General features: G+C 69.2%; 21 protein-coding genes and 2 riboswitches. Of the genes, 17 read left to right on the forward strand and 4 right to left on the reverse strand.

Features of this window, described 5'->3' with window-relative positions; all coding sequences use genetic code 11:
• Window positions 1-7: 7 nt before the first annotated feature.
• The gene (locus ACR3ZA_RS11025; RefSeq protein WP_473662001.1) at window positions 8-565 is read right to left on the reverse strand and encodes a DUF6434 domain-containing protein; all 558 of its coding nucleotides are present in this window, start codon (window positions 563-565) and stop codon (window positions 8-10) included.
• Window positions 566-886: 321 nt separating this feature from the next.
• On the opposite strand from ACR3ZA_RS11025, the gene ACR3ZA_RS11030 reads away from it, so the two are divergent.
• From ACR3ZA_RS11030 to gcvP, 7 genes are all read left to right on the forward strand, one after another.
• Window positions 887-2,086, forward strand: a complete 1,200-nt coding sequence (locus tag ACR3ZA_RS11030; RefSeq protein ID WP_473662002.1) for an SHOCT domain-containing protein — start codon at window positions 887-889, stop codon at window positions 2,084-2,086.
• Between the two features lie 18 nt (window positions 2,087-2,104).
• Complete coding sequence (locus tag ACR3ZA_RS11035; protein WP_473662003.1) at window positions 2,105-3,319, forward strand: TFIIB-type zinc ribbon-containing protein; 1,215 nt, start codon at window positions 2,105-2,107, stop codon at window positions 3,317-3,319.
• The gene (locus tag ACR3ZA_RS11040) at window positions 3,316-3,651 is read left to right on the forward strand and encodes a hypothetical protein (protein WP_473662004.1); all 336 of its coding nucleotides are present in this window, start codon (window positions 3,316-3,318) and stop codon (window positions 3,649-3,651) included. The genes ACR3ZA_RS11035 and ACR3ZA_RS11040 overlap by 4 nt, the downstream gene beginning before the upstream one ends.
• A gap of 39 nt (window positions 3,652-3,690) precedes the next feature.
• Window positions 3,691-4,239, forward strand: coding sequence for a DUF4190 domain-containing protein (locus ACR3ZA_RS11045; RefSeq protein WP_473662005.1), 549 nt, complete (start codon window positions 3,691-3,693; stop codon window positions 4,237-4,239).
• Window positions 4,240-4,302: 63 nt separating this feature from the next.
• A riboswitch (glycine riboswitch) is annotated at window positions 4,303-4,391 on the forward strand.
• A riboswitch (glycine riboswitch) is annotated at window positions 4,392-4,545 on the forward strand.
• A gap of 36 nt (window positions 4,546-4,581) precedes the next feature.
• The gene (gene gcvT, locus ACR3ZA_RS11050) at window positions 4,582-5,715 is read left to right on the forward strand and encodes a glycine cleavage system aminomethyltransferase GcvT (RefSeq protein WP_473662006.1); all 1,134 of its coding nucleotides are present in this window, start codon (window positions 4,582-4,584) and stop codon (window positions 5,713-5,715) included.
• Window positions 5,712-6,071 carry a glycine cleavage system protein GcvH gene (gene gcvH, locus ACR3ZA_RS11055; RefSeq protein ID WP_473662007.1) on the forward strand — a complete coding sequence of 120 codons (360 nt, stop codon included), beginning with the start codon at window positions 5,712-5,714 and terminating at the stop codon, window positions 6,069-6,071. Before gcvT ends, gcvH begins: the two co-directional genes overlap by 4 nt.
• A 6-nt stretch (window positions 6,072-6,077) precedes the next feature.
• Window positions 6,078-9,026 (forward strand): aminomethyl-transferring glycine dehydrogenase, encoded by a 2,949-nt coding sequence (gcvP, locus tag ACR3ZA_RS11060; protein ID WP_473662008.1) that lies wholly within the window; start codon window positions 6,078-6,080, stop codon window positions 9,024-9,026.
• On the opposite strand, the gene ACR3ZA_RS11065 is transcribed toward gcvP, so the two are convergent.
• Both ACR3ZA_RS11065 and ACR3ZA_RS11070 read right to left on the reverse strand, forming a co-directional pair.
• Entirely contained in the window at window positions 9,023-9,820 is a 798-nt protein-coding gene (locus ACR3ZA_RS11065) for a CPBP family glutamic-type intramembrane protease (protein WP_473662009.1), read from the reverse strand. The genes gcvP and ACR3ZA_RS11065 overlap by 4 nt on opposite strands.
• Complete coding sequence (locus ACR3ZA_RS11070; protein ID WP_473662010.1) at window positions 9,813-10,211, reverse strand: DCC1-like thiol-disulfide oxidoreductase family protein; 399 nt, start codon at window positions 10,209-10,211, stop codon at window positions 9,813-9,815. The genes ACR3ZA_RS11065 and ACR3ZA_RS11070 overlap by 8 nt, the downstream gene beginning before the upstream one ends.
• 256 nt (window positions 10,212-10,467) lie before the next feature.
• Between ACR3ZA_RS11070 and ACR3ZA_RS11075 the strand changes: the two genes are divergently transcribed.
• From ACR3ZA_RS11075 to ACR3ZA_RS11085, 3 genes are all read left to right on the forward strand, one after another.
• Window positions 10,468-12,243: an ABC transporter substrate-binding protein gene (locus ACR3ZA_RS11075; RefSeq protein WP_473662011.1), complete on the forward strand. Its 1,776-nt coding sequence runs from the start codon at window positions 10,468-10,470 to the stop codon at window positions 12,241-12,243.
• A gap of 191 nt (window positions 12,244-12,434) precedes the next feature.
• Entirely contained in the window at window positions 12,435-13,973 is a 1,539-nt protein-coding gene (locus tag ACR3ZA_RS11080) for an ABC transporter permease subunit (protein WP_473662012.1), read from the forward strand.
• 2 nt (window positions 13,974-13,975) lie between these two features.
• The gene (locus tag ACR3ZA_RS11085; RefSeq protein WP_473662013.1) at window positions 13,976-15,154 is read left to right on the forward strand and encodes an ABC transporter permease subunit; all 1,179 of its coding nucleotides are present in this window, start codon (window positions 13,976-13,978) and stop codon (window positions 15,152-15,154) included.
• A gap of 5 nt (window positions 15,155-15,159) precedes the next feature.
• Here the strand turns inward: ACR3ZA_RS11085 and ACR3ZA_RS11090 are convergent, their stop codons facing one another.
• Window positions 15,160-15,756 (reverse strand): PH domain-containing protein, encoded by a 597-nt coding sequence (locus ACR3ZA_RS11090; protein ID WP_473662014.1) that lies wholly within the window; start codon window positions 15,754-15,756, stop codon window positions 15,160-15,162.
• Window positions 15,757-15,803: 47 nt separating this feature from the next.
• Between ACR3ZA_RS11090 and ACR3ZA_RS11095 the strand changes: the two genes are divergently transcribed.
• The 7 genes from ACR3ZA_RS11095 to fdxA all read left to right on the forward strand — a co-directional run bounded on the left by ACR3ZA_RS11095 (window position 15,804) and on the right by fdxA (window position 24,226).
• Window positions 15,804-17,468 carry a dipeptide ABC transporter ATP-binding protein gene (locus ACR3ZA_RS11095; protein WP_473662015.1) on the forward strand — a complete coding sequence of 555 codons (1,665 nt, stop codon included), beginning with the start codon at window positions 15,804-15,806 and terminating at the stop codon, window positions 17,466-17,468.
• 34 nt (window positions 17,469-17,502) lie between these two features.
• Window positions 17,503-19,143, forward strand: a complete 1,641-nt coding sequence (locus ACR3ZA_RS11100) for an ABC transporter substrate-binding protein (protein WP_473662016.1) — start codon at window positions 17,503-17,505, stop codon at window positions 19,141-19,143.
• A 21-nt stretch (window positions 19,144-19,164) separates the two neighbouring features.
• Entirely contained in the window at window positions 19,165-20,958 is a 1,794-nt protein-coding gene (locus tag ACR3ZA_RS11105; protein WP_473662017.1) for an ABC transporter substrate-binding protein, read from the forward strand.
• A 57-nt stretch (window positions 20,959-21,015) separates the two neighbouring features.
• Window positions 21,016-22,917: a translational GTPase TypA gene (gene typA, locus ACR3ZA_RS11110; protein WP_473662018.1), complete on the forward strand. Its 1,902-nt coding sequence runs from the start codon at window positions 21,016-21,018 to the stop codon at window positions 22,915-22,917.
• An 89-nt stretch (window positions 22,918-23,006) separates the two neighbouring features.
• On the forward strand, window positions 23,007-23,477 hold the full coding sequence (locus ACR3ZA_RS11115) for a hypothetical protein (RefSeq protein ID WP_473662019.1): 471 nt from the start codon (window positions 23,007-23,009) through the stop codon (window positions 23,475-23,477).
• Window positions 23,474-23,896, forward strand: coding sequence for a hypothetical protein (locus tag ACR3ZA_RS11120; RefSeq protein ID WP_473662020.1), 423 nt, complete (start codon window positions 23,474-23,476; stop codon window positions 23,894-23,896). Before ACR3ZA_RS11115 ends, ACR3ZA_RS11120 begins: the two co-directional genes overlap by 4 nt.
• A 9-nt stretch (window positions 23,897-23,905) precedes the next feature.
• Complete coding sequence (gene fdxA / locus ACR3ZA_RS11125) at window positions 23,906-24,226, forward strand: ferredoxin (protein WP_473554782.1); 321 nt, start codon at window positions 23,906-23,908, stop codon at window positions 24,224-24,226.
• The last annotated feature ends 2 nt before the right edge of the window (window positions 24,227-24,228 follow it).

Consider the following 24,228-nt stretch of genomic DNA (forward strand, 5'->3'; position numbering starts at 1 on the left):
CGCGGGCTCACGCACGCCCGCGCTCGTCGACCGGGCGCTCCCGGTAGCGCCGCCAGGCGTGCAGCAGCTCCTCGCGGGTTCCCGTGGGGTTGGCCGCGTGCCAGGCGCGGGTGAACCGGTTGTACTCGAATTGGGCATCGATCGTCTGGGGGTCGCGCCCGCGCGTTGCCCCGTAGTGGTCGAGCGCGTCTTGCAGGGTCTGCGTGCCGTCGGAGCCCGCGAAGAAGGCGCGCATCTCGGCATCGAACCCGAAGGATGCTCCCACCTGCTCGACGAACCAGGCGCGGACGACCTGACTGCAGCGTTGGCCCTTCGGGATCACCGTCTCGGGCGTCAGCGGGCCGTCCAGTTGTGCGCGGGCCGTGCGCTGGGCCGGTTGCGGCTCCTCGAAAGAAATGCCGTCGAGCTTCGCGGCGATTCGCTGGGCCAGGATCTCCTTGCCGCCGGTGGTCCGGACGCCGAGCCGACGCGCGAAGTCCATCAACTCGTCCTTGAGCCAGTACCAGCGGAGCAGTTCAGCGCCGGTCAGCTGCGGTGACAGCGGTGGGCGTTTCTCGTCGGTCATCGCCGCTCAGGGTACCGGGCACGTCTCACCAAAGTGAGGCATGTTCGCGCGACGTCGCCAATCCGCGATCGCGGAACCTCGACTGTCACGGTCGCGCCGCCGTCCCCGGGCTCCGGGGTCATGGGCGCGACAAGCCGCCCCGCTTGCCAGGAGCGAGCGGCACTCAACTAGGCTGGGTGCGCTCTGAAAAGTACTTGTGCGTGCGCGTTGCTTCAGGAGTGAGGTCGAACGATGGATCTTCTCCACGGTTGAGCGGCAGTGCGCCCTCCCGTATGGCGACCCCATTTCAGACGCACACACCTCTCGAGACAGGAGCGAACAGTGGGACTCATCCAGGCAGCGATCGGCGCACTCGGCGGAACACTCGCGGATCAGTGGAAGGACTTCTACACCGTTCCGACCGGCCTCGCGCCGACTGCGGCACTCGTCGCGGCGGTCCCACAGGGTCAGAACGCTGGTCGCGGTTCGAACACCAAGGCCTCCGACAGCATCATCTCGAACGGCAGCAAGATCCTCGTCCCCGAGGGCTACGGGCTGATCCTCATGCAGGACGGCGCCATCACCGGTTTCGCGGCTGAGGCGGGAGCGTATGAGTGGAGCAGCGAGGCGCAGGACTCGCAGTCCATCTTCGCCGGCAACGGCATCGTCAGCCCCCTGATCACGACCTCGTGGGAGCGGTTCAAGTTCGGCGGGCGGCCGGGATCGCAGCAGCGCGCCTACTTCGTGGCACTCAAGGAGCTTCCGAACAACCGCTTCGGCACGCAGTCGGAGATCTACTGGGACGACGCGTACATGAACGCCCAGGTCGGCGCGATCACGCGCGGCACCTACACGATGAAGATCGTCGACCCGATCCTGTTCGTGAAGGCGTTCGTCCCCGCCAAGTATCTCGAGCCCGGTCAGGTCTTCGACTTCACCGACATCGAGAACGACGCCGCATCGCAGCTGTTCAACGAGGTCGTCGGGTCGCTCGCGCCCGCCTTCTCGATGTACACGAACGACCCGTCCAAGGGCAACCGCATCACCAAGATCCAGCAGGACTCAATCGGATTCGCCCACAGCCTGTCGGCGGCCGTTGAAGAGAACTACCAGTGGTCCTCGGCGCGAGGCCTGGAGATCGCGTCGACGGCGATCATCGCGATCGAGTACGACGAGAACACGCGCGAGCTGCTGCGCAACGTGCAGCGCGCCGACGCGCTCTCGGGCGCTCGCGGCAACTCGAACCTGCAGGCCTCGGTGGCGGCAGGCTTCGAGTCGGCCGGTGAGACGGGAGGCGCCGCCGGCATCTTCGGCATGGGCATGGCAGCCGGAGCCACCGGCCTCGGCGGCCTCCAGCAGCCCGTTCCCGGAGTGGGCGCGCAGAGCACCCCTGCGGCGGCACCCGCAGCACCGGCGGCAGCCGCAGCTCCCGCCGCGAACGACCCGATGGCTCAGCTCGCGAAGTTCAAGGAGATGCTCGACGCGGGGCTCATCACGCAGGAGGATTACGACGCCGCGAAGGCCAAGGCGCTCGGCCTCTAGGCGCGCGGGGTAGTCGAGATGTCGAGTTCACTGCCAGCCGAACTGCCGGATTCGCAACACCCCGAGAAGCCCGAGGAGTTCAGCACTCAGAACACCGACCTGGCCGACGGCGTGAATCGGTGCCCGCGGTGCGGGTCCACCGACATCCAGCTGCGTCCGTCGGCGGGGAAGCTGATCTGCCTGTTCTGTCGTCACGAGTGGGCCGAGAGCCTGCTCGAGGAGGCGTCGAACGACGACGACCTCACCCAGCTGTCCGGCACGGTCGTCGGGTCGGGGGCGGCAGACATCGACGACTCGGTCGACGCCGTCCTGACCCTCAAGTGCGCGGGCTGCGGGGCCGAGGTCGTCATCAACACGAGTGAGCAGCTGACCTCGCGCTGTCACTGGTGTCGTCATGTGCTGTCCGTCAACGAGCAGATTCCGAACGGGGCGGTGCCGGACGCGGTCCTGCCGTTCAGCCTGTCTCACGACGAGGCGGTCGCACGGATCAGCGCGTTCGCCAAGAAGCGGCGGATGTTCGCGCATGCGCGGTTCAAGAGCGAGTTCACGCCCGGGAACGTCGTGCCCGTCTACATGCCGTACATGGTGGTGGACGGCAACGTGAGCGCGGAAGTGTGGGGCGTTGGCGAGATCAAGACCCGGCAGTACACGCGCGGCTCGGGAAACAACCAGAAGACGTACTACGACGCCGACGTCTACCGGGTGCAGCGCCGAGTCGACTTCACGGTGGATGACCTCACCCTCGAGTCGTCGGAGAACCGTGCGAACTTCGACACGACGCAGAACACGAACAACATCATCAACACGATCCTGCCGTTCGACACCAAGAACGCCGTGCGGTGGAACGCGAGCTACCTCAACGGGATCACCTCGGAGAAGCGCGACCAGGACGTGGAGCACCTCCAACCGGCGCTGGAGAACCAGCTGCTGTCGATCGGGCGCTCCGAGGTGTCGAGTTCGGTATCGGCGTACGACCGCGGTGTTCGGTGGGAGCAGGAACGGCTCGACGTGCACGGCACCAAATGGGTGTCGATGTACTTGCCAGTCTGGCTGTACTCGTTCCATCACGTCGAGAGAGGCAAGAGCATGGTGCACTACATCGCCGTCAACGGCCGCACCGGCGAGACGATGGGCAGCGTGCCGGTCTCGCACGGACGGCTCCTCCTCGCCGCGCTCACCGCGGGCACCTTCGTCGAATCCCTGGTGATCGCGTTCCTGGTGGTGAGCTCATGATGGAGACGATGTTCGGGGCGTTCGAGCTGGCGACGGGGCTCCTGGCCTCCGTGCCCCACCTTCGCCAGGCGACCGAATCCTCAGACGGCGGTGCGAGCTGGCTGCTCGTCGCCGGACCCCTGTCGGGGGCGGCTCTCTACGCCGCGCTCTATCGCTACTACCGCAACACCGACAAGTCGCACCAGTTCGAGAAGGAGACCGCGATCTCCTCGCAGCCGGTCACCGGGAGCGACGCCAAGATCGACGAGGTGCGCGGCACATCACGCAAGACGGTGCAGGGCGACAACGTGCGCAGCCACCGGACGCGTGTGCAGCGTGTGACCGCGAACTGAACTGACCCAACCTTCAGTTTGCGGTGTCAGGATGGTGACATGACCGATTTCGAAGACCTCCCGCTGTCGGCGCCCGCGCGGCGCGCTCTCGAGGCCGAGGGGCTCACCAGCCTGGAGATCCTCGCCACCAAGACGCGCGACGAGGTCGCCGAGGTGCGCGGGATCGCACCGGGCACGGTGGCGATCCTGGAAGATGCACTGCAGGAGCGCGGGCTGAGCTTCGCCGAGGCCGGGGCGACCGCCGCCGACGCGACCGCGGTCGAGGTCCCGCAGGTCGTGGCACCGGTCGAGCCGGTCGTCGCGAGCGCACCGGCGTCGTCCGCGCTGCCCACCTACAACGTGTTCGCGATCGTCGCCCTCGCCTCGTCGTTCGTGATCCCGATCATCGGCGTCATCTTCGGCCACCTGGCGCTGCGCGAGCTGAAGACGACCGGTCAGCAGGGTCGCGAGATGGCGATCGCCGGCCTCGTGATCGGATACGCGCTCAGTGCCGCGTACCTGCTGGTGATCTTCGTGACGATCGCGTTCAGCTTCATGATGATGCTCGTTCCGTTCGCGCTCATCCCGATCTCGATGATGGGCTCTTAGGGTCTGTCGACTCGGACCGGCGGACGAGCTTGCTAGGCTGAGCCCACAATCGAAGATCGGGCCGCACGCGATGCGGGAGAGCCTCCGCACGGAGGCACCGAAGGAGCAAGCCTCCCCGCCAATCTCTCAGGTACGAGTACCGCATCGACAGGCCGCTCTGGAAAGAGCTTCGCAGCGTGAAGCTGGTCGAGTAGCCGACATCGTCGGCGTATCGAGACCGGTTCCGCGCAGACGCAGCCGCCCACGGTGAAAGCGCCGCCCCTGGCCGGGCGTCGTGAAACTCTCAGGCACCGGTACAGAGGGGGAGTTCCACCCGCAGCCCGCCGTGCTCAGGAGAACTCCGTGACCGATCGACTCTCGCCCCTCGATGCGACGCATCGCGCTCTCGGCGCGAGCTTCACCGACTTCGCCGGGTGGCAGATGCCCGTGCGCTACAGCTCCGACCTGGCCGAGCATCACGCGGTGCGCGGCGCGGCGGGCATCTTCGACATCTCGCACATGGCCGAGTTCATGGTGGCCGGGCCGCAGGCCGCCGCCTTCCTCGACGCGGCGCTGTGCGTCGACGCCAGCGCGATCCCGCTCTCGCGCGCCAAGTACACCATGATCCTGGCCGAGGACGGCGGGATCCTCGACGACCTGATCGTCTACCAGAACGCCCCCGGCGAGTACCTCGTGGTCGCGAATGCGGGCAACCACGACGTCGTCGCGGCGGCGCTCGCCGAGCGCATCCAAGGCTTCGAGGCGGTCGTGACCGACCTGACGGAGGCGCTCGCCCTGATCGCCGTGCAGGGTCCGAACTCGCGCGCCATCCTCGAGGCGACCGCGGGGCTTGAGCACCGCGAGGAGTGGGCCATGGGTCACACGCTCGACGAGCTGCCCTACTACGCCTGCATGGGCATGTCGTTCCAGGGGTCCGCGGTGCTGGTGGCGCGCACCGGCTACACCGGTGAGGACGGCTTCGAGCTGTACGTCGAGGCGGCCCGGGCGGCGACGCTCTGGGATGCGCTGAGCGCGGCCGGCGCCGAGCACGGCCTGGTGCCGTGCGGTCTCGCCGCGCGCGACACGCTGCGGCTCGAGGCCGGCATGCCGCTCTACGGCCACGAGCTGGGCACCGAGATCCGGCCCGCGCAGGCGGGCCTGGCGCGCGTCGGGCTGCCGAAGACCAAGACCGCCGACTTCGTCGGCCGCGCCGCGCTCGAGGCCGGTGCGCCCGAGGGCGCCCGCGTCCTGGTCGGCCTCACCGCCGAGGGCAAGCGCGCCGCGCGTGCGGGCTATGCCGTGCTGCACGGCGACGCGCCGGTCGGCGAGGTGACGAGCGGGGCGCTGTCGCCGACGCTCGGCCACCCGATCGCGATGGCGTACGTCGACCCCGCCGCCTCGGCCGTCGGCACCGAACTTGAACTCGATGTCCGCGGCAGTCGCATTCCCGCGACCGTCGTCGCCCTGCCCTTCTACCGGAGAGAGTCACGATCATGAGCGAACTGCAGTACACCGCCGAGCACGAGTGGATCTCGGTCGACGGCGACGTCGCGACCGTGGGGATCACGCCGTACGCCGCCGACAAGCTCGGCGACGTCGTCTACGTCGACCTGCCCGCGGCGGGCGCGAGCGTGGCGGCGGGCACCGTCGTCGGCGAGATCGAGTCGACCAAGTCGGTGGGGGAGCTGTTCGCCCCGGTCGACGGCGAGGTCGTCGAGTCGAACCAGGCCGTCGTCGACGACCCGTCGCTCGTCAATGCCGATGCGCTCGGCGCGTGGCTGATCAAGGTGCGCTTCACGGCGCTGCCGACCCTGCTCAGTGCGGACGAGTACGCCGCGCTCACGAACGAATAGGACACCATGCGGGAGCTCTTCGCCGATCGTCACATCGGCACCGATTCGGCTGCTCAGAAGACCATGCTCGGGGCGGTCGGCTTCGACTCGGTCGAGGCGCTGATGGATGCGGCGGTGCCCTCCGCCATCCGGGTGGCCGAGCACGGACCGGGCTCGGGCGACGTGCGCGCGAGCTCCCTGCCCGTCGCCGCGACCGAGCGCGAGGCGCTCGCCGAGCTGCGGGTGCTGGCTGGCCGCAACCGGGTGCGGCGCTCGATGATCGGGCTCGGCTACGTCGACACGATCACACCCGCGGTGATCCAGCGCAACGTGCTCGAGAACCCCAGCTGGTACACCGCGTACACGCCGTATCAGCCGGAGATCTCGCAGGGGCGCCTCGAGGCGCTCATCAACTTCCAGACGATGGTCGCCGACCTGACCGGTCTCGCCACCGCGAACGCGTCGATGCTCGATGAGGCGACGGCGGTCGTCGAGGGCATGCTGCTCGCGCGCCGTGCCTCCGGCTCCAGCTCGAACGTGTTCGTCGTCGACGCGGATGCGCTGCCGCAGACGCGTGCGTTGCTGGCGCACCGTGCCGAGGCCGTCGGCATCGAGCTCGTCACCCTCGACCTGAGCCGGTCGAGCAGCCCGCACACCCCGAGCCGGTCGAGTAGCCCGCAGGGCGTATCGAGACCAGCCCCCGTCGACCTCCCCGACTGCTTCGGCGTCTTCGTGCAGTACCCGGGTGCCTCGGGCCTGATCTGGGACCCGACCGAGCTCGCCGCCGCCGCCCACGAGCGCGGGGCCCTCGTCGTCGCCGCGACCGACCTGCTTGCCCTCACCCTGGTGACCGCCCCCGGAGAGTTCGGCGCCGATGTCGCGGTCGGCTCCAGCCAGCGCTTCGGCGTGCCGATGGGCTTCGGCGGCCCGCACGCCGGCTTCATGGCCGTGCGCGCAGGCCTCGAGCGCCAGCTGCCGGGCCGCCTCGTCGGCGTCTCGCAGGACGCGGCCGGGTACCCCGCCTACCGCCTGTCGCTGCAGACGCGCGAGCAGCACATCCGCCGCGAGAAGGCGACCTCGAACATCTGCACCGCCCAGGTGCTGCTGGCGGTGATGGCCTCGATGTACGCCGTCTACCACGGGCCCGGCGGGCTCAAGCGGATCGCCCACGAGACGAACCGCCAGGCGAACCTGCTCGCCGACGCGCTGCTCGCGGGCGGTGCCGAGCTGGTGCACGACTCCTTCTTCGACACCGTGCGCGTGCGCCTGCCCGGTCGCGCCGCCGAGGTGGTCGCGGCCGCCGCCGAGCGCGACGTGCTGCTCTGGCAGGTCGATGGCGACATCGTGCACGTCACCTGCGACGAGACGACGACGCCCGACGACCTGGATGCGGTGCTCGCCGCCATCCTCGGCGACGCCGCCCCGACGGTCGGCTTCAAGCCGGTGCACCGCAGCATTCAGCCGGAGCTGCACCGGCAGTCGGAGTATCTGACGCATCCGGTCTTCCACACGCACCGCTCGGAGACGGGCATGATGCGCTACCTCAAGTATCTGGCCGACAAGGACTACGCGCTCGACCGCGGCATGATCCCGCTCGGCTCGTGCACGATGAAGCTCAACGCAGCGACCGAGATGGCGGCGGTCACCTGGCCCGAGTTCGCCGGGCTGCACCCCTTCGCGCCCGAGTCGGATGTGCTCGGCTACCTGGAGCTGATCGAGCAGCTGCAGGACTGGCTGGCCGAGGTGACCGGCTACGACGCGGTGTCGCTGCAGCCGAACGCCGGCTCGCAGGGTGAGCTGGCCGGGCTGCTGGCGATCCGCGGCTATCACCGCTCGCGCGGTGAGGCGCAGCGCGCCGTCTGCCTGATCCCGTCGAGCGCGCACGGCACGAACGCGGCGAGCGCGGTGCTCGCGGGCATGCGCGTCGTCGTGGTCGCCTGCGACGCGCTCGGCAACGTCGACCTCGACGATCTGCGGGCCAAGGTGACCGAGCACGCGAACGACCTCGCCGCGCTCATGATCACGTACCCGTCGACGCACGGCGTCTACGAGCACGACATCCGCGAGATCACCTCCGCCGTGCATGCGGCGGGCGGCCAGGTCTACATCGACGGGGCCAACCTCAACGCGCTGCTCGGCTACGCGCGCTTCGGCGACCTCGGCGGCGATGTGAGCCACCTCAACCTGCACAAGACGTTCTGCATCCCGCACGGTGGCGGCGGACCGGGCGTGGGGCCGGTCGCGGCGAAGGCGCACCTGGCCGAGTTCCTGCCGTCGCATCCGATGCAGCAGCGCGACGTGGTCGCCGGGCGCGACGGCGCCGCACTGCCCGAGCACGCGAACATCGTGAGCGCGGCGCCCTACGGCAGCCCGAGCATCCTGCCGATCTCGTGGGCGTACGTGCGCATGATGGGCGCCGACGGCCTGCAGCGGGCCACCGGTGCCGCGGTGCTCGCCGCCAACTACGTGGCCGCGCGCCTGCGCGAGCACTTCCCGGTGCTCTACGCGGGCGAGCACGGCCTGGTGGCGCACGAGTGCATCCTCGACCTGCGGCCGCTGCGCGAGGCGACCGGGGTGACGGTGGACGACGTGGCCAAGCGCCTGATCGACTACGGCTTCCACGCGCCGACGATGTCGTTCCCGGTGGCAGGCACCCTCATGGTGGAGCCGACGGAGAGCGAGGACCTGGCCGAGCTGGACCGCTTCGTCGACGCGATGATCCAGATCAAGGCGGAGGCGGATGCCGTTGCGGCCGGGGACTGGCCGCGCGACGATAACCCGCTGGTGCGCGCGCCGCACACCGCCCACGCGGTGATCGCGGGGGAGTGGGAGCGGCCGTACAGTCGCGAGCAGGCCGTGTACCCGGTGCCCGAGCTCGTGCACCGCAAGTACTGGCCGCCGGTGCGGCGCATCGACCAGGCCTACGGCGACCGCAACCTGGTGTGCGCGTGCCCGCCCGTGGAGGCGTTCGCCTAGCCGGGCAGGCCGAACAGCTCGGGGAATGCGGCGGCCGCCCACGGGTAGCCGACGAAGATCGCGGCGTCGAGCAGCAGGTGCGCGACGATGAACGGCACGACGCGGCGGGTGCGCGAGTAGATCCAGCCGAACAGGATGCCCATCGCCACGTTCCCGAGGAAGGCACCGATGCCCTGGTAGAGGTGGTAGCTGCCGCGCAGGAGGGCGGCGCTGACGATGATGGTCCAGCGTCGCCAGGCCAGATCGCCGAGCCGGGCGAACAGGTAGCCGAGCACGATGACCTCCTCCTGCAGCGCGGCGCGCAGCGCCGACAGCAGCAGCACGGGGATCGTCCACCAGTAGGCGTTGAGGCCGCTCGGGTCGACCGCGACGCTCAGCCCGAGCGCGCGCCCGGCGAGATAGACGCCGATGCCGGGAATCCCGATGCCGAGCGCGAGAGCGGCGCCCCACAGCACGTCGCGGGCCGGCCGCGTCCCGTCGATCCCGAGCCGGCCGAGGTGCGGCCGCTGCGAGCTCCACAGCAGGAATCCGACGAGGACGACCGGCACCAGGGCGAAGCCGATCGACAGCAGCTGGTAGATCAGGTCGAAGATCTCACGGGTGCTGCGCGAGGGGTTGAGGGTCGCCGTCTGCTCCGCGAGCGGCACCTCGAGGGTGAGCCGGTTGAGAATCGCGACGATGGAGTAGACGGCCGACTGCCCGAGGGAGAGGCCGAGCACGATGGCGATCTCCCAGCGGATCCGCGCGCGGCCGGGTTCGCTGACCCTGCCACCGCGGAGGGCAGCCTCAGTCACGCGGCATCGCGCACGCCGGGGTGCCGCCGGGCAGGACGTGGCGGAATCGGGCGACGAAGGCGTAGCCGGCGGCGGCCAGCCACGACCACGGCGGCGTGGCGATCAGCCAGCCGAGGAGTCGCAGTCCGAACCGCGGCTGGCGCCGCAGCAGCGCCGACAGGGCGAGGTGTCCCGCGTACTGGCGACGCGGCGTCACGTACCAGGCGTACCGCGCAACATCGTCGTCGCTGAGCGCGTACGCAGACAGATCGGTCCACTGCGAGGGCTGCGCCTCGGGAAATGCCGGCAGCCAGTCGCGGAGGCGGTTGACCCACAGCGTGCAGAAGGCGCAGTCCCCGTCGAAAATGAGCAGGTCGTGCTGCGCGGCTGTCGATGGCGTGCCCGAGTTCATCAGCCCCATGCTAAGCGGCTCCGGCGAGGATTTCTGGGCGTCCTCCCGGGTAGCGGACAACTATCGTGCACCTGGCGGGAGTTCTATGCGGATTTCTGCATTGAACGCAAAGAATCATCGTTTCCGTTTCCGCTATGTAACGATTCCTCCCAAAGATTTTGCGCCGCTCACTCCACGTCCATAGGGTCGGTAGTTATCTGGGCGCGGCGCGGGGGGTCCTCCTGCGTCACGCCGTCACATTGCCAGGAGGATATGCATGAATATTCGGAAGACAGCCGCCATCGGCGCTGTCGTTGCGGCGGGTGCGCTCGTACTGAGCGGCTGCACCAACCCGTATACGTCGGAGGTCATCGAGGGCACCTCGATCACCGTCGCGTACAACGACAACTTCTTCAACTACAACGACGACAGCTCCGCGGGCAACAACACCGCGAACGGCAACGTCCGGTACATGACCAGCTCGGACTTCGCGTACTACGACGCGACTCCGGAGCTCGTCCGCAACACCGACTTCGGCTCCTTCGAGAAGATCAGCGATGACCCGCTGACCGTCGAGTACACGATCAACAGCAACGTGAAGTGGTCCGACGGCACCGACGTCGACGAGGCCGACATGCTCCTCCAGTGGGCGGCGCTCTCGGGCAACGTGACCGACTTCGCTCCCGCCTCGACCGCCGGGCTCTCGCTCGTAACGGCGACGCCGGAGATCGACGACCACAAGATGACGCTCGTCTACGATGACGCGTACGTCGACTGGGAGCTCGCGTTCGGCATGGGCGTCTCGGCTCACGGCACCGTGATGCTCGCCTACCCCGACGAGTACCCCGCGGGTGAAGAGGACGCGGCCAAGGCGGACCTCATCACGGCGATCCAGGAGGGCGACACCGAGTGGCTCGCCCCCGTCGTCGAGGTGTGGAACAACGGCTACGGCTACACCACGATGCCCGACAACGAGCTGCTCTACCTGTCGAGCGGCCCGTACATCGTCTCGGACATCGCCGAGAACGAGTTCATCACTCTGACGGCCAACCCCGAGTTCAGCTGGGGCCCGTCGCCGCACTACGAGACGATCACGATCCGCACGATCAGTGACTCGACCGCGGCGCTGCAGGCCCTCGAGAACGGCGACATCCAGATCTGGACCGGCCAGCCGACCGCCGACATCCTCGAGCTCGCTCAGGGTCTCGACGGCGTCAACGTCGAGTCCGGCGTCCAGGCTGCGTACGAGCACATCGACCTCACCTTCAACAACGGCGGCCCGTTCGACGCGGCGACCTACGGTGGAGACGAGGAGACCGCGAAGCTGGTGCGCCAGGCGTTCCTGCTGACCCTCCCGCGTGACGAGATCGTCGAGAAGATCATCTCGCCGCTCAACCCCGACGCGTCGGTTCGCAACTCGCAGCTCGTCATCCCCGGCGCCCCGTCGTACGACGGAATCGTCGCCGAGAACGGCTCGGACTTCTACGCGGCGACCGACATCGACGCGGCCAAGGCTCTCCTCGAGCAGGCCGGTGTCGACACCCCGATCGACGTCAACTTCTGGTACCCCGAGGGCAACGTCCGTCGTGGCCAGGAGTTCGAGCTCGCGCAGGCCTCCGCGGCCCTCGCCGGCTTCAACGTGATCGACACGAGCGAGCCCGACTGGGCGTTCACCGACCCCGAGGCGTTCCCCGTGAACCCGCACGACGTGGTCGTCTTCGCCTGGGCCTCGACGAGCCTCGCGATCTCTGGTTCCGACCAGATCTTCGCGTGCTACGACGAGCCGCTCAACAAGGCCGGTAACTACAACGGCTACTGCAACCCGACGGTGGACGAGCTCCTCGCGACGCTCGAGGTCACCTCGGACCCCGACACTCAGGCCGACCTGCAGCTGCAGATCGAGCAGGAGCTGTGGGGCGACGCCTACGGCGCCACGCTCTACCAGTTCCCGGGTCTCTGGGTCTCGAGCGACACCGTCACCGGTGTCAAGGGCAACCCGCTCAGCCCGGACTACTTCTGGAACTTCTGGGAGTGGGCTCCGGCCGACGCGTAGGGATCATCCCTAGCCGGTGGGAAGGCGGCCACGCCGTCTTCCCACCGGTGTTGACCGAATCCGTGTGCGCGCGTTGAGGCGTCAGCCCCGACGCGCGCACACGTCCGGAACTCCGGTCGCGTCGTGCGCGACACGACCGGACCTTGACACAAAGAACCAGAAGATATGACTCCCCAGATCATGGTCGGCGCATGCTGACCTTCGTGCTCCGGCGCACGCTCGCGACGTTCCTCGTCCTTCTCGCCGCCTCCTTCGTCGTCTACCTGCTGACGGCCTACTCGGGCAACCCGCTCGCCGATCTCATCGGCTCGCGCGACCCCAACCGCGAAGAGCTCATCGCCGAGCGCATTCGCGAGCTGAATCTTGAGACTCCGGTCCCGCTGCGCTACTTCAGCTGGCTGGCCGGGGTCGGCGGCTGCTTCATCGGTCAGTGCGACCTCGGGCAGTCCTACGTGACCAACCAGGAGGTCACCGCGGCTCTCGCGGCGGCCGTCCCGGCGACGCTGTCGCTGGTCACCGCCGCGACCTTCATCGCGATCATCCTCGGCATCGCCGTCGGCATGGTCTCGGCGCTGCGTCAGTACAGCGGCTTCGACTACACGATCACCTTCATCACCTTCGTGCTCTACTCGCTTCCCGTCTTCTGGGTCGCGGTGCTGCTCAAGGAGTGGGGCGCGATCCGGGTCAACCAGTTCATGTCCGACCCCGCGGTCCCCATCCTCGGCGTGATCGCGTTCGGCGCCGTCGGCGGGCTCATCTGGCAGGCCGTCATCGGCGGAGCGGTGCGGCGTCGCGCGACGACGTTTGTCGTCGCGGGCCTCGTGTCGGGCGGGATCTTCGGCATCCTGCTGGCCACCGGATGGTTCTCGCAGCCGTCGATCGGCATCATCGGACTCGTCATCCTCGGCGTGGGCACCGCCGCGATCGTGCTGCTGGCCGCGGGCGGTCTCCGCCAGCGCCCCTACCTGATCGCCGTGTTCGGCACCGTCGCCGTGCTGATCGGCCTCTGGTACCCGCTGCAGTTCCTGTTCTTCAGCATGCGCGAGGTCGTCTGGATCATCCCGATCACGCTGCTGGCGAGCATCGCGATCGGCATTGCGTTCGGCCTTGTGTTCGGTGGCGAGAACCGGGCCACGCTCGCACGCTGGGCTGGCATCACCGGTGGCGTCGTCGGACTCGTGCTGATCCTCGACCGGATCCTGCTGGTCTTCGACGAGTACAGCAACAAGATCCCGCTGTCCAACGGCATCATTCCCACGATCGGGGCCACCACCCCGAACCTGAAGGGCGACATTTGGATCGACGCGCTCGACCTGATCGCCCACCTCGTCCTGCCGACCCTGGCGCTGACGCTCATCTCGTTCGCCGGCTACACGCGCTACGCACGCGCGAGCCTGCTCGAGGTGATGAACCAGGACTACGTGCGCACCGCGCGGGCCAAGGGCCTCAGCGAGCGCGTGGTCGTGCTGCGGCACGCCTTCCGCAACGCGCTGATCCCGATCACGACGATCGTCGTGCTCGACTTCGGTTCGCTCATCGGCGGCGCCGTCATCACCGAGCGGATCTTCGGCTGGCAGGCGATGGGAACCCTCTTCATCAACGGACTGACGCACACGGATGTGAACCTGGTGATGGGCTTCTTCCTCATCACCGGAATCCTGGTGGTGGTCGCGAACATCCTCGCCGACCTCGTGTACTCGGCCCTTGACCCCCGGATTCGAGTGAGCTGATCATGACGAACACGAACCCCACCGCGGACGCCGCGGCGAACGAGATGACGATCGAGCAGCGCGAAACCGCGGGGCTCAGTCAGGGCACGATCGTTCGCCGGCGGTTCCTGCACCACCGCGGCGCCGTCATCTCGCTCGGCGTGCTGATCTTCATCACCCTCTTCGCCTTCAGTTCGGTCGGCACCGTCGTCGGCGGCTCGGGTCGACTGATCGTCGACCCGGATACCGGCCGGCAGGTCGTCGACGGCGTTCGACTCGCGGGCTGGTGGTGGGCCGATTGGTACACCAACTACCCGATCGTCAACGGCGGCAGCCCGACGCTCACGCTCTTCCCGTTCCACATCGGCGAGCACCCGTTCGGCCAGGACACGCTCGGCAAGGACGTCTTCGCTCGCGTGATGCGCGGCACCCAGCAGTCGCTGACGGTCACCGTCATCGTCGGTCTGCTCTCGACGATCATCGGCATCCTGGTTGGGGCGATCTCGGGCTACTTCCGCCGCTGGGCCGACCAGCTCCTGATGCGCTTCACCGACGTCATCATCATCATTCCGCTGCTCGTGCTCGGCGCCGTTCTCGGCCGCACGATCGGCGGCAACGCGATCCTGCTGGCGATCCTGCTCGGCCTGATCGCCTGGCCGGGCCTGGCGCGACTGGTTCGCGCCGAGTTCCTGTCGCTCCGCGAGCGCGAGTTCGTGGACGCGGCGCGCGTCGCCGGGGCATCGGATGCGCGGATCATCTTCCGCCACATCCTGCCGAACGCGGTCGGCGTCATCATCGTCAACACGACGCTGCTGATGAGCGCTGCGATCCTGCTCGAGACCTCGCTCAGCTACCTCGGCTTCGGCATCAAGTCGCCCGACGTGTCGCTGGGGCAGATCATCACCGAGTACCAGGAGGCGTTCAAGACGCGCCCGTGGCTGTTCTGGTGGCCGGGCCTGATCATCGTGGCGATCGCGCTCACGATCAACTTCATCGGCGACGGTCTGCGCGACGCCTTCGACCCGCGCCAGAAGCGCGCGCTCACGCGCAAGGCGCGGGCGCTCGCCTCGTCGACGGCCGTGCGCACGGCCGCCGTCGGCGGCGGCACGGCTGGCGGGGCCGGCATCGGCGACTCCGGTGAGGAGCTGCGCTCGGAGGCCGAGGAACGCGACCGACGGAACCCGCCGCGGGACGACTCGTGACCGCGCTACGTGAGCGTCGTCGCGACGAACGCCGCGACGCCGAGGGCCGCGAACGCCGCGATCGTTCCCAGGTGCCAGCGGCGCTCGACGCGCGCGCCCTCCGCGGGCAGGCCGAGTTCGGCGCGCCGCGCCAGTTCCGTGCGAACCAGGTAGGCGGCGGCTCCCGAGTCGCTGCCGGCGCTGTCGCCGGGGCGCGCCATGCCGTCGACGTGCGTTCCCTCGGGCAGATGCCTCAGGTCCTCGCGTCCCACCCGCATCGCGGCGAGTCGGCCCGGAGCGGGCGCCGCCCAGGCGACGATGCGAACGCCGTCGGCCACGAGAGTGAACGCGAAGCGCGTCTCGACCTGGTCGATCGCGCTCCACGGCACGGTGAAGGTGCGCAGCACGTTGCGCACGGTGACGCCGCTGTCGTCGATGCGCACGAGGGGGCGCCAGTAGATCGCCCACGTCGCCAGCGCGATGAGCCCCAGCGTCGGCGCGAGACGCGCCGCATCGACGGGCGCCGGTCCGAGCGCGATGCTGACCAGCGACAGTGCGGCGAGGGCCGCAATGACCACGGTCAGGACCTTGCCCCACACCGGGGCGATGACGTGAGTCGACACACCCCCATGATTCCATCTCGCACCAGCACAGAGAGCCGAGCACGACTGTGAGCACGACAGCGACCGATCCGGCCGCCCCCATCCTCGAGGTCTCCGGACTCGGCGTCGACTTCTGGGTCGACGGCGAGTGGGTGTCCGCCGCGCGCGACATGGACTACTCGCTCAGCCCCGGAGAGGTGCTCGCCATCGTCGGCGAGTCCGGCTCCGGCAAGAGCACCAGCTCGATGGCGATCCTCGGGCTGCTGCCCGACAACGGGCGCGCGCTCGGCAGCGCCAAGCTCGCCGGGCAGGAGCTCATCGGGGCCGACCTGCAGACCCTGCGCAAGGTGCGCGGCAACCGCATCGCGGTGATCTTCCAGGAGCCGATGACGGCTTTGAACCCCGTCTACACGATCGGGTTCCAGATCATCGAGGCGCTGCAGGTGCACACCAACCTCTCGAAGGCGCAGGCGCGCGAGCGCGCCCTGGAGCTGCTGGAGATGGTGGAGCTGCCGGACCCGCAGAAGGCCTTCGACTCCTACCCGCATCAGCTCTCCGGCGGCCAGCGCCAGCGCGCGATGATCGCGCAGTCGATCTCGTGCGACCCGCTGCTGCTCATCGCCGACGAGCCGACCACGGCTCTCGACGTGACGGTGCAGGCCGAGATCCTCGACCTGCTCCGCAACCTGCACACGCGGCTCAACTCGGCGATCATCCTGATCACGCACGACATGGGTGTGGTGGCCGACCTCGCCGACAAGATGATCGTGATGAAGGACGGCGAGGTCGTCGAGTCCGGCACCGCGATGCAGGTCTTCCGCGACCCGCAGGTCGAATACACGCAGGAGCTTCTCGCCGCCGTTCCGAAGCTCGCCGCCGAGGGCCCCGCCGTCAGCGTCGCGCAGCGCGACGCCTCGGTGAAGCCGGTGCTGTCGATGCGCGACCTGGTGATCGAGTACCCGAAGCGCGGCCGCGTGCCCGCGTTCCGCGCCGTCGAAGGCGCCACGCTCGACATCTACCCGGGTGAGGTTCTCGCCCTCGTCGGCGAATCCGGGTCGGGCAAGACCACCATCGGCCGCGCCGTCGTGGGCCTCGTGCCCTCGCACTCGGGTGAGCTGTCGGTGGACGGCCACAACATGGTCGGCATCTCGCGGAACGACCTGCGCGAGGTGCGTCGCAGCCTCGGCATCGTGTTCCAGGATCCCGGATCGTCGCTCAACCCGCGCTGGCCCATCGGCCAGTCGATCGGCGAGCCGCTGGTGCTGGCGGGGGAGAAGGACCAGAAGGTCGTCGACAAGCGCGTCGAGGACCTGCTGGAGCTCGTGCACCTGCCCCGGAACTACCGCAACCGCTTCCCGCACGAGCTCTCCGGCGGCCAGCGTCAGCGCGTCGGCATCGCCCGCGCGCTCGCCCTGAAGCCGCGCGTGCTCGTCGCCGACGAGCCGACCAGTGCGCTCGACGTCTCGGTGCAGGCCCGCGTGCTCGAGCTGCTGCAGGAGATCCAGCGCGAGCAGCAGTTCGCGACGCTCTTCATCAGCCACGACCTCGGCGTCGTCGACCTGCTCGCCGACCGCATCGCGGTGATGCACCGCGGGCGCATCGTCGAGGTCGGGACGAGCTCCGAGGTGCTCCGCAGTCCGAAGGACCCGTACACGCAGCGCCTGATCTCGGCGGTGCCGCTGCCGGATCCGGAGGCGCAGCGCGAGCGACGCGAGCAGCGTCTGCAAGGCTGACCTCCTCTCATCTCGCCTGGCTATGCTGGGCGGGATGCGAGCACGGGTGAGGGCGGCGGCCACGATCACGACGGCGTTCGCCGTGCTCGTGGCGACCGCGGCGTGCGGTCCGGCCAGCCTGCCGGGCGAGGCGGACCCCGACAGCGTGGTCTCGATCGCGGTCAGCGAGCCGGGATCGCCCATCACGCCCGAGTACGCGACGGATCCGGCGGTGCAGCGGATCCTTCCCGCCATCGCCTCCGGGCTGGTGCGGTTGGAGGCGAACGGGGCGCCGGTGCTGGAGCTCGCCGAATCGATCGAGAGCTCCGACAACATGCACTTCGTCGTGACGCTCGACCCGGGGGCGCGGTTCAGCAACGGCGAGCCGCTGACCGCCGCCTCGTTCGTGGAGGCGTGGCGCGAGCGGGCGCGGTCCGGCGACGCGCTCTCCGAGCCGACCGGGTTCGCCGACTTCGCGGGCGTCGCCGGCTTCGTGAGCAGCATCGGCTCGGAGGAGGCGGACGACGTCGAGGAGACGCAGCTGGACCTCGTCGAGTCGGGCGCGCTCGAGATCCTCGACGACGCGACCTTCGCGGTGACCCTGGAGGAACCGGACGCCGCCTTCGCGCGCCGACTCGCGCAGCCGCTGTTCCTGCCGTTGCCCGACACGGCGTTCCAGGACCCCGCCGGCTTCGAGTCGGCGCCGGCCGGGGCAGGTCCGTACATGCTGGCCGACGCCGACGCCTGGGTGCCGGGCGATCGACTCGACCTGATCCTGAATCCGCACTACAGCGGCACCCGCACCGTGGAGAACTCCGGCGTCTCGTTCCGGTTCTATCGCACCTCCACGATCGCGTTCGCCGAGCTGCTCGCCGGCGAGATCGATGTCGTCGATGAGCTTCCCGACCGCACCGACGGGTCGCTCTCCTCGCTCCTGCAGGGGCGGGTCAGCGAGGCGGCCCTCCCGACCCTCGTCTCGCTGGTGCCGCCGCGCTCGGCCGGCAACCTCGCCGGCGAGGAGGGCATCCTGCGGCGGGCCGCCCTCTCCCACACCATCGACCGCGCGATCCTGGTGCGCGACCTGACGGCCGGGGCCGCCGAACCGGCGCTCAGCTTCGTGCCGGTCGGCTTCGGCATGGGCGGCGGCGCGGAAGCGTGGACCGATCGCGCCAACGACGAGCTGGCTCGCTCGCTGTGGCGTCAGGCCAACGACTACTCGGACTGGGAGGGCGCGCTGACGATCGCGGTCGTGGCGGGGACGCCGGACGTCCGGCTCGCCACCGAGATCGGGGAGCGGTTCGACGCCGTGCTCAACCTCGACATCCAGATCGTCGTGTTCGAGAGCTCGGAGGAGCTCGCCGCGGCGCTCGGCGACTCGGATGAGCCGCTCACCGCGTTCACGCTGCGCACCACCACCGTCGACACCGGCTCCCTGGGGGCTGCCCTGTCCGCCGTGCTCCCCCGATCGTTGACCTCGGCGAGCATCCGACAGCGGATCGCGCAGGCGGCGACCGCGAGCGATGACGAGCGGGCCACCGTGTTCGCGGTCGCGGCCCTGGACGAGCTGTGGGAGACGGTGCCGATCATGCCGATCTGGTCGCCGACGGTCCGCAGCGGATACGCCCCCGGTGTCACCGGGGTCGAGCACGAGTGGGGCGCGGTGCTCGACTACACGGCCATCGTCGCCGCCCCGTGACGGCTGAGTAGGCTGACGCCGGTGACGATCCGACGATGGATTGCGGCGGCGACCTGCCTCGCCGCGGCGCTGGCGCTCTCGGCCTGCACCCCGTCACGGCTGGTCGGCGGCAGCGAGGTGACGATCGCGGTCTCGGAGCCGCTGACCTCGCTCAACGCGGCGAGCACGGCGGGTCGCGCCTCGAGCACCAGCGCCGAAGTCGCCGAACTCACCGGGACCGGGTTCGGCTATCGCGATGCGCGCGGCGAACTCGTGCTCGACGAGTCGTTCGGCACCGCCGAGATCTTCGCGCTCGATCCGCTGACCGTGCAGTACACGATCGCAGCCGGCGTGCGGTGGTCGGACGGTGTCGCCGTGGATGCGGTCGATCTGCTGCTGTCCTGGGCGGCCACCTCGGGTGCGCTCGACGACCCGGAGGCGGGCGACGACCGGGAGGGCGACGCCGAGCAGACCGCTCGCGTCGACTTCGACAGTGCCGACTTCGACAGTGCCGCGACGGGCGGCATCCGGTTCGCGACGCAGACACCGCAGCTCGGCAGCGAACAGGTGCTGTTCGTCCACTTCGATCGGTATCTGCCCGAATGGCAGACCGTGCTCGCGCCAGGTGTGGCCGCGCACGCGCTCGCGCGCGTCGCGCTCGACCTGGACGCGGAGGCGAGCGCGGCCGAGGCCAAGGCGGCGGTCTCTGACGCGATCCTGACGCGCGACCGCCGCGCGCTTGCGGCCCTTGCCGAGGCCTGGAGCACCGCGCTCGATGTCGAGGTCGGCAGCGACGACGCGACGCTGCCTGCGGCGTCCCTGTGGCTGGCCAGCGGGCCGTACGTCGTCGACGCGATCGCCGAGGACGCGGTCGCGCTGCGGGTGAACCCCGAATACGACGGCAACCGGCGCCCGGCCTTCGAGACGGTGCGACTGCGAGTGGTGGCCGATCCGGCCGAGGCGATCGACCTGGTGCGCTCGGGGGAGCTCGACGTCGCCCAGGCGCGACTGGGTGACACCGCCGAGGCGCTCGCCGACCTCGACGGTGTGCGCGTCGTGCACGGCGTCGAGACCCGAGTCGAGCATCTCGACCTGCAGTTCGACGACGCGCGCAACGCGGTCTTCGACGACCCGCTCGTGCGCGAGGCGTTCCTGCTGACGATCCCGCGCGAGGCGATCATCTCCGAGATGCTCGGCGAGTTCGCGCCCGAGGCGGCCCCGCTGCAGTCGTTCGTGATCGGAGAGACCGCTCCCGCCTACGTCGAGGTCGTGGCGGGCAACGGCTCGACCCGCTTCGCCGAACCGGATCTGGAGGAGGCGAAGCGGCTGCTCGCCGAGGCCGGGCAGCCGGATCCGCGGGTGTGCATCCTCTTCGACGCGAACGACGCGCGGCGCGAGCTCGCCGTCGGCCTGATCGCCGAGAGCGCCGCCGGCGCCGGGTTCCGCGTGAGCGACTGCTCGCGCGCCGACTGGCAGAGCGCCCTCGGTGCCGCCGGTTCCTACGACGCCGCGCTGTTCGCGTGGGACACGCAGGCGCTCGGCGCGGATGCGCTCGGCACGGTGTACCGCAGCGACTCCGCGATCGCCAACCTCAACCGCTACGCGAACGACGAGGTGGATCGCCTGATCGACCTCCTCGGCACCCCGCTGACGGCCGAGGAGCGGGCCGCCGCGCTCGCCGGGATCGACGCCGAACTCTGGTCGGACGCCTACGGTCTTCCGCTGTTCAGCTACCCGACCGTGACTCTCGTGCGCGACACCGTGGAGTCGGTTTCGCCCTCGCCGTTCACCCGTGGTATTGCCGGGAACGCGTGGGAGTGGCGTCCAGCCCCCTAAACTGGACGCTGGCCACTTTCTGCGCCGCATCCCCACATTCTTTTTTGAGGTATTTCCATGGCTTCCGTTCGCCGCTCCGATCTGCGCAACGTGGCGATCGTCGCCCACGTCGACCACGGCAAGACGACGCTCGTCGACGCCATGCTGCGTCAGACCAACTCCTTCAGCGCGCACGAGCATCTCGAAGACCGCGCCATGGACTCGAACGATCTCGAGCGCGAAAAGGGCATCACGATCCTCGCCAAGAACACCGCCGTCAGCTACGACGGCAAGTTCGCGACCGACGGTCCGATCACGATCAACGTGATCGACACCCCCGGCCACGCCGACTTCGGCGGTGAGGTCGAGCGCGGTCTCAGCATGGTCGACGGCGTCGTCCTGCTGGTGGACGCCTCCGAGGGCCCGCTGCCGCAGACCCGCTTCGTGCTGCGCAAGGCGCTCGCTGCCAAGCTCCCCGTCATCCTCGCCGTCAACAAGACCGACCGCCCGGATGCGCGCATCGACGAGGTCGTCGAGGAGAGCCACGACCTGCTGCTCGGCCTCGCGAGCGACCTCGCCGACGAGGTGCCCGACCTCGACCTCGACGCGATCCTCGAGGTTCCCGTCGTCTACGCCTCCGGCCGCGCCGGTGCCGCCAGCCACAACAAGCCCGAGAACGGCACCCTGCCCGACAACGACGACCTCGAGCCGCTGTTCGAGGCGATCCTGGAGCACGTGCCGGCGCCCGAGTACGACGACGAGCACCCGCTGCAGGCCCACGTCACCAACCTCGACGCGAGCCCGTTCCTCGGCCGCATCGCCCTGCTGCGCGTGTTCAACGGCACCCTCAAGAAGGGCCAGACGGTCGCCTGGGTCAAGCACGACGGCAGCCACCAGAACGTGCGCATCACCGAGCTGCTGAAGACCCGCGCGCTCGAGCGCTACCCCGCGGAGGAAGCCCACGCGGGCGACATCGTCGCCGTCGCCGGCATCGAAGACATCACGATCGGCGAGACGATCGCCGACCCCGACGACATCCGCCCGCTTCCCGCGATCACGGTCGACGACCCCGCGATCTCGATGACGATCGGCACCAACACCTCGCCGTTCGTCGGCAAGGTCAAGGGACACAAGCTCACGGCGCGCATGGTCAAGGACCGCCTCGACCGCGAGCTGATCGGTAACGTCTCCATCCGCGTGCTCGACATCGGCAAGCCGGATGCCTGGGAGGTGCAGGGGCGCGGCGAGCTCGCGCTCGCGATCCTCGTCGAGAACATGCGCCGCGAGGGCTTCGAGCTCACCGTCGGCAAGCCCCAGGTCGTCACCCGCGAGATCGACGGCAAGAAGCACGAGCCGTTCGAGCACCTCACGATCGACACCCCGGAAGAGCACCTCGGTGCGATCACGCAGCTGCTCGCGGCGCGCAAGGGCCGCATGGAGTCGATGTCCAACCACGGCACCGGCTGGGTGCGCATGGAGTTCATCGTTCCCTCGCGCGGACTCATCGGGTTCCGCACCGAGTTCCTCACCATCACGCGCGGCACCGGCATCGCCAACGCGATCTCGCACGGCTACGAGCCGTGGGCCGGGCAGATCAACACCCGCACCAACGGTTCGATCGTGGCCGACCGCTCGGGTGTCGCGACGCCGTTCGCGATGATCGCCCTGCAGGAGCGCATGAGCTTCTTCGTCGAGCCGACGCAGGAGGTCTACGAGGGCATGGTCGTCGGCGAGAACTCGCGCGCCGACGACATGGACGTCAACATCACGAAGGAGAAGCAGCTCACGAACATGCGTTCGTCGACCTCGGACTCCTTCGAGAAGCTCACCCCCTCGCGCAAGCTGACGCTCGAGGAGTGCCTCGAGTTCGCCCGTGAGGACGAGTGCGTCGAGGTCACCCCCGAGGTGGTTCGCATCCGCAAGGTCGAGCTCGACGCCACGCAGCGCGCGCGCAACCTCTCGCGCTCCAAGAAGCAGTAGCGCCGGTCGCGGCGGGGAACGAGACCGCCGGGTCGCGTCATCGGGTTCAGTCGTACACTGAAGGCGGAATCCGAGAGAGTGAGACCCCCATGTCGAATCACCGTTCCTCGCGCACCGTCACGTTCCTGCTGGCCGCAGCCCTCGTCACCGCGACGCCGATGCTGCTGTCCGGCTGCGGACTCATCCCGAACCCCGTGGAGGGCGTCATCGAAGGCGTCACCGGGGGAGACATCGACCTGCCCGGCGGCAGCGTGCCCGACGACTTCCCGAGCGACGTGCCGCTCGTCGACGGCGAGGTGATCTTCGGCACCGGCTTCGGCAGCGACACCGAGAAGATCTGGAACGTCACGATCAAGGTCGGCAGCAACGCCACGGAGCAGATCGCCGCCGAGCTGGAGGCCGCCGGCTTCACGTCGAGCGGCGAGGCCCAGATCGCGGGCGACGCGGGAACGCTGCTGTACCAGAAGGGCGACCTCAACGTGCTGGTCGTCGTCGCCGAAGACACCGAATCGAACGGCTACGTCGCCAACTACACCGTGACCCGCGGGACCGGCGAGTGACCGCAGCGCACCCGCCGCAGCGCGCCCTCCACATGGTGGCGATCGCGCTCGATGTGCTCGGCGTCGCCTTCGCCGGAGGGATCGGCTTCGCCGTCGGCGCGATTCTCACCTTCACGCATCGGCTCTCCGCGCCCTGGGGTCTCGTGCTCGCGTTCGCCATCGTGCTGGCCCTCATCGCGGGCTTCCGGCTCGCGATGGGCGGTCGGCTGCATGCCGCCGCGGCGGCCCTCGGGGTCGTGCTCGCCACCGCGCTCCTGGCCCTGCCGGGGGCGGGCGGCTCAGTGCTGATCGTCGACGACGCACTCGGCTACGGCTGGGCGCTCGCGCCCGCGCTCATGTCGGCCATCGTCATCGCCTGGCCCAAGCCCCGGCCGCGCCGCATCGTGCACGCGACAGAAGGTGCGGCGCCGCGACCCTAGAATGGTCGGGTGACCTACGTGATTGCCCTCCCGTGTGTCGATGTCAAAGACCGTGCCTGCATCGACGAGTGTCCTGTCGACTGCATCTACGAGGGCGACCGGATGCTGTACATCCACCCCGACGAGTGCGTCGACTGCGGCGCCTGCGAGCCGGTCTGCCCCGTCGAGGCGATCTACTACGAAGACGACCTGCCCGAGAAGTGGTCGGACTACTACACGGCCAACGTCGAGTTCTTCCAGGAGGTCGGCTCGCCCGGAGGCGCCGCCAAGGTCGGTGTGATCGCCGGCGACCACCCGGTCGTGTCGGCGCTGCCGCCGCAGGCCCACTGAGC

It is taken from the genome of Herbiconiux sp. J20-20, from assembly GCF_057365085.1.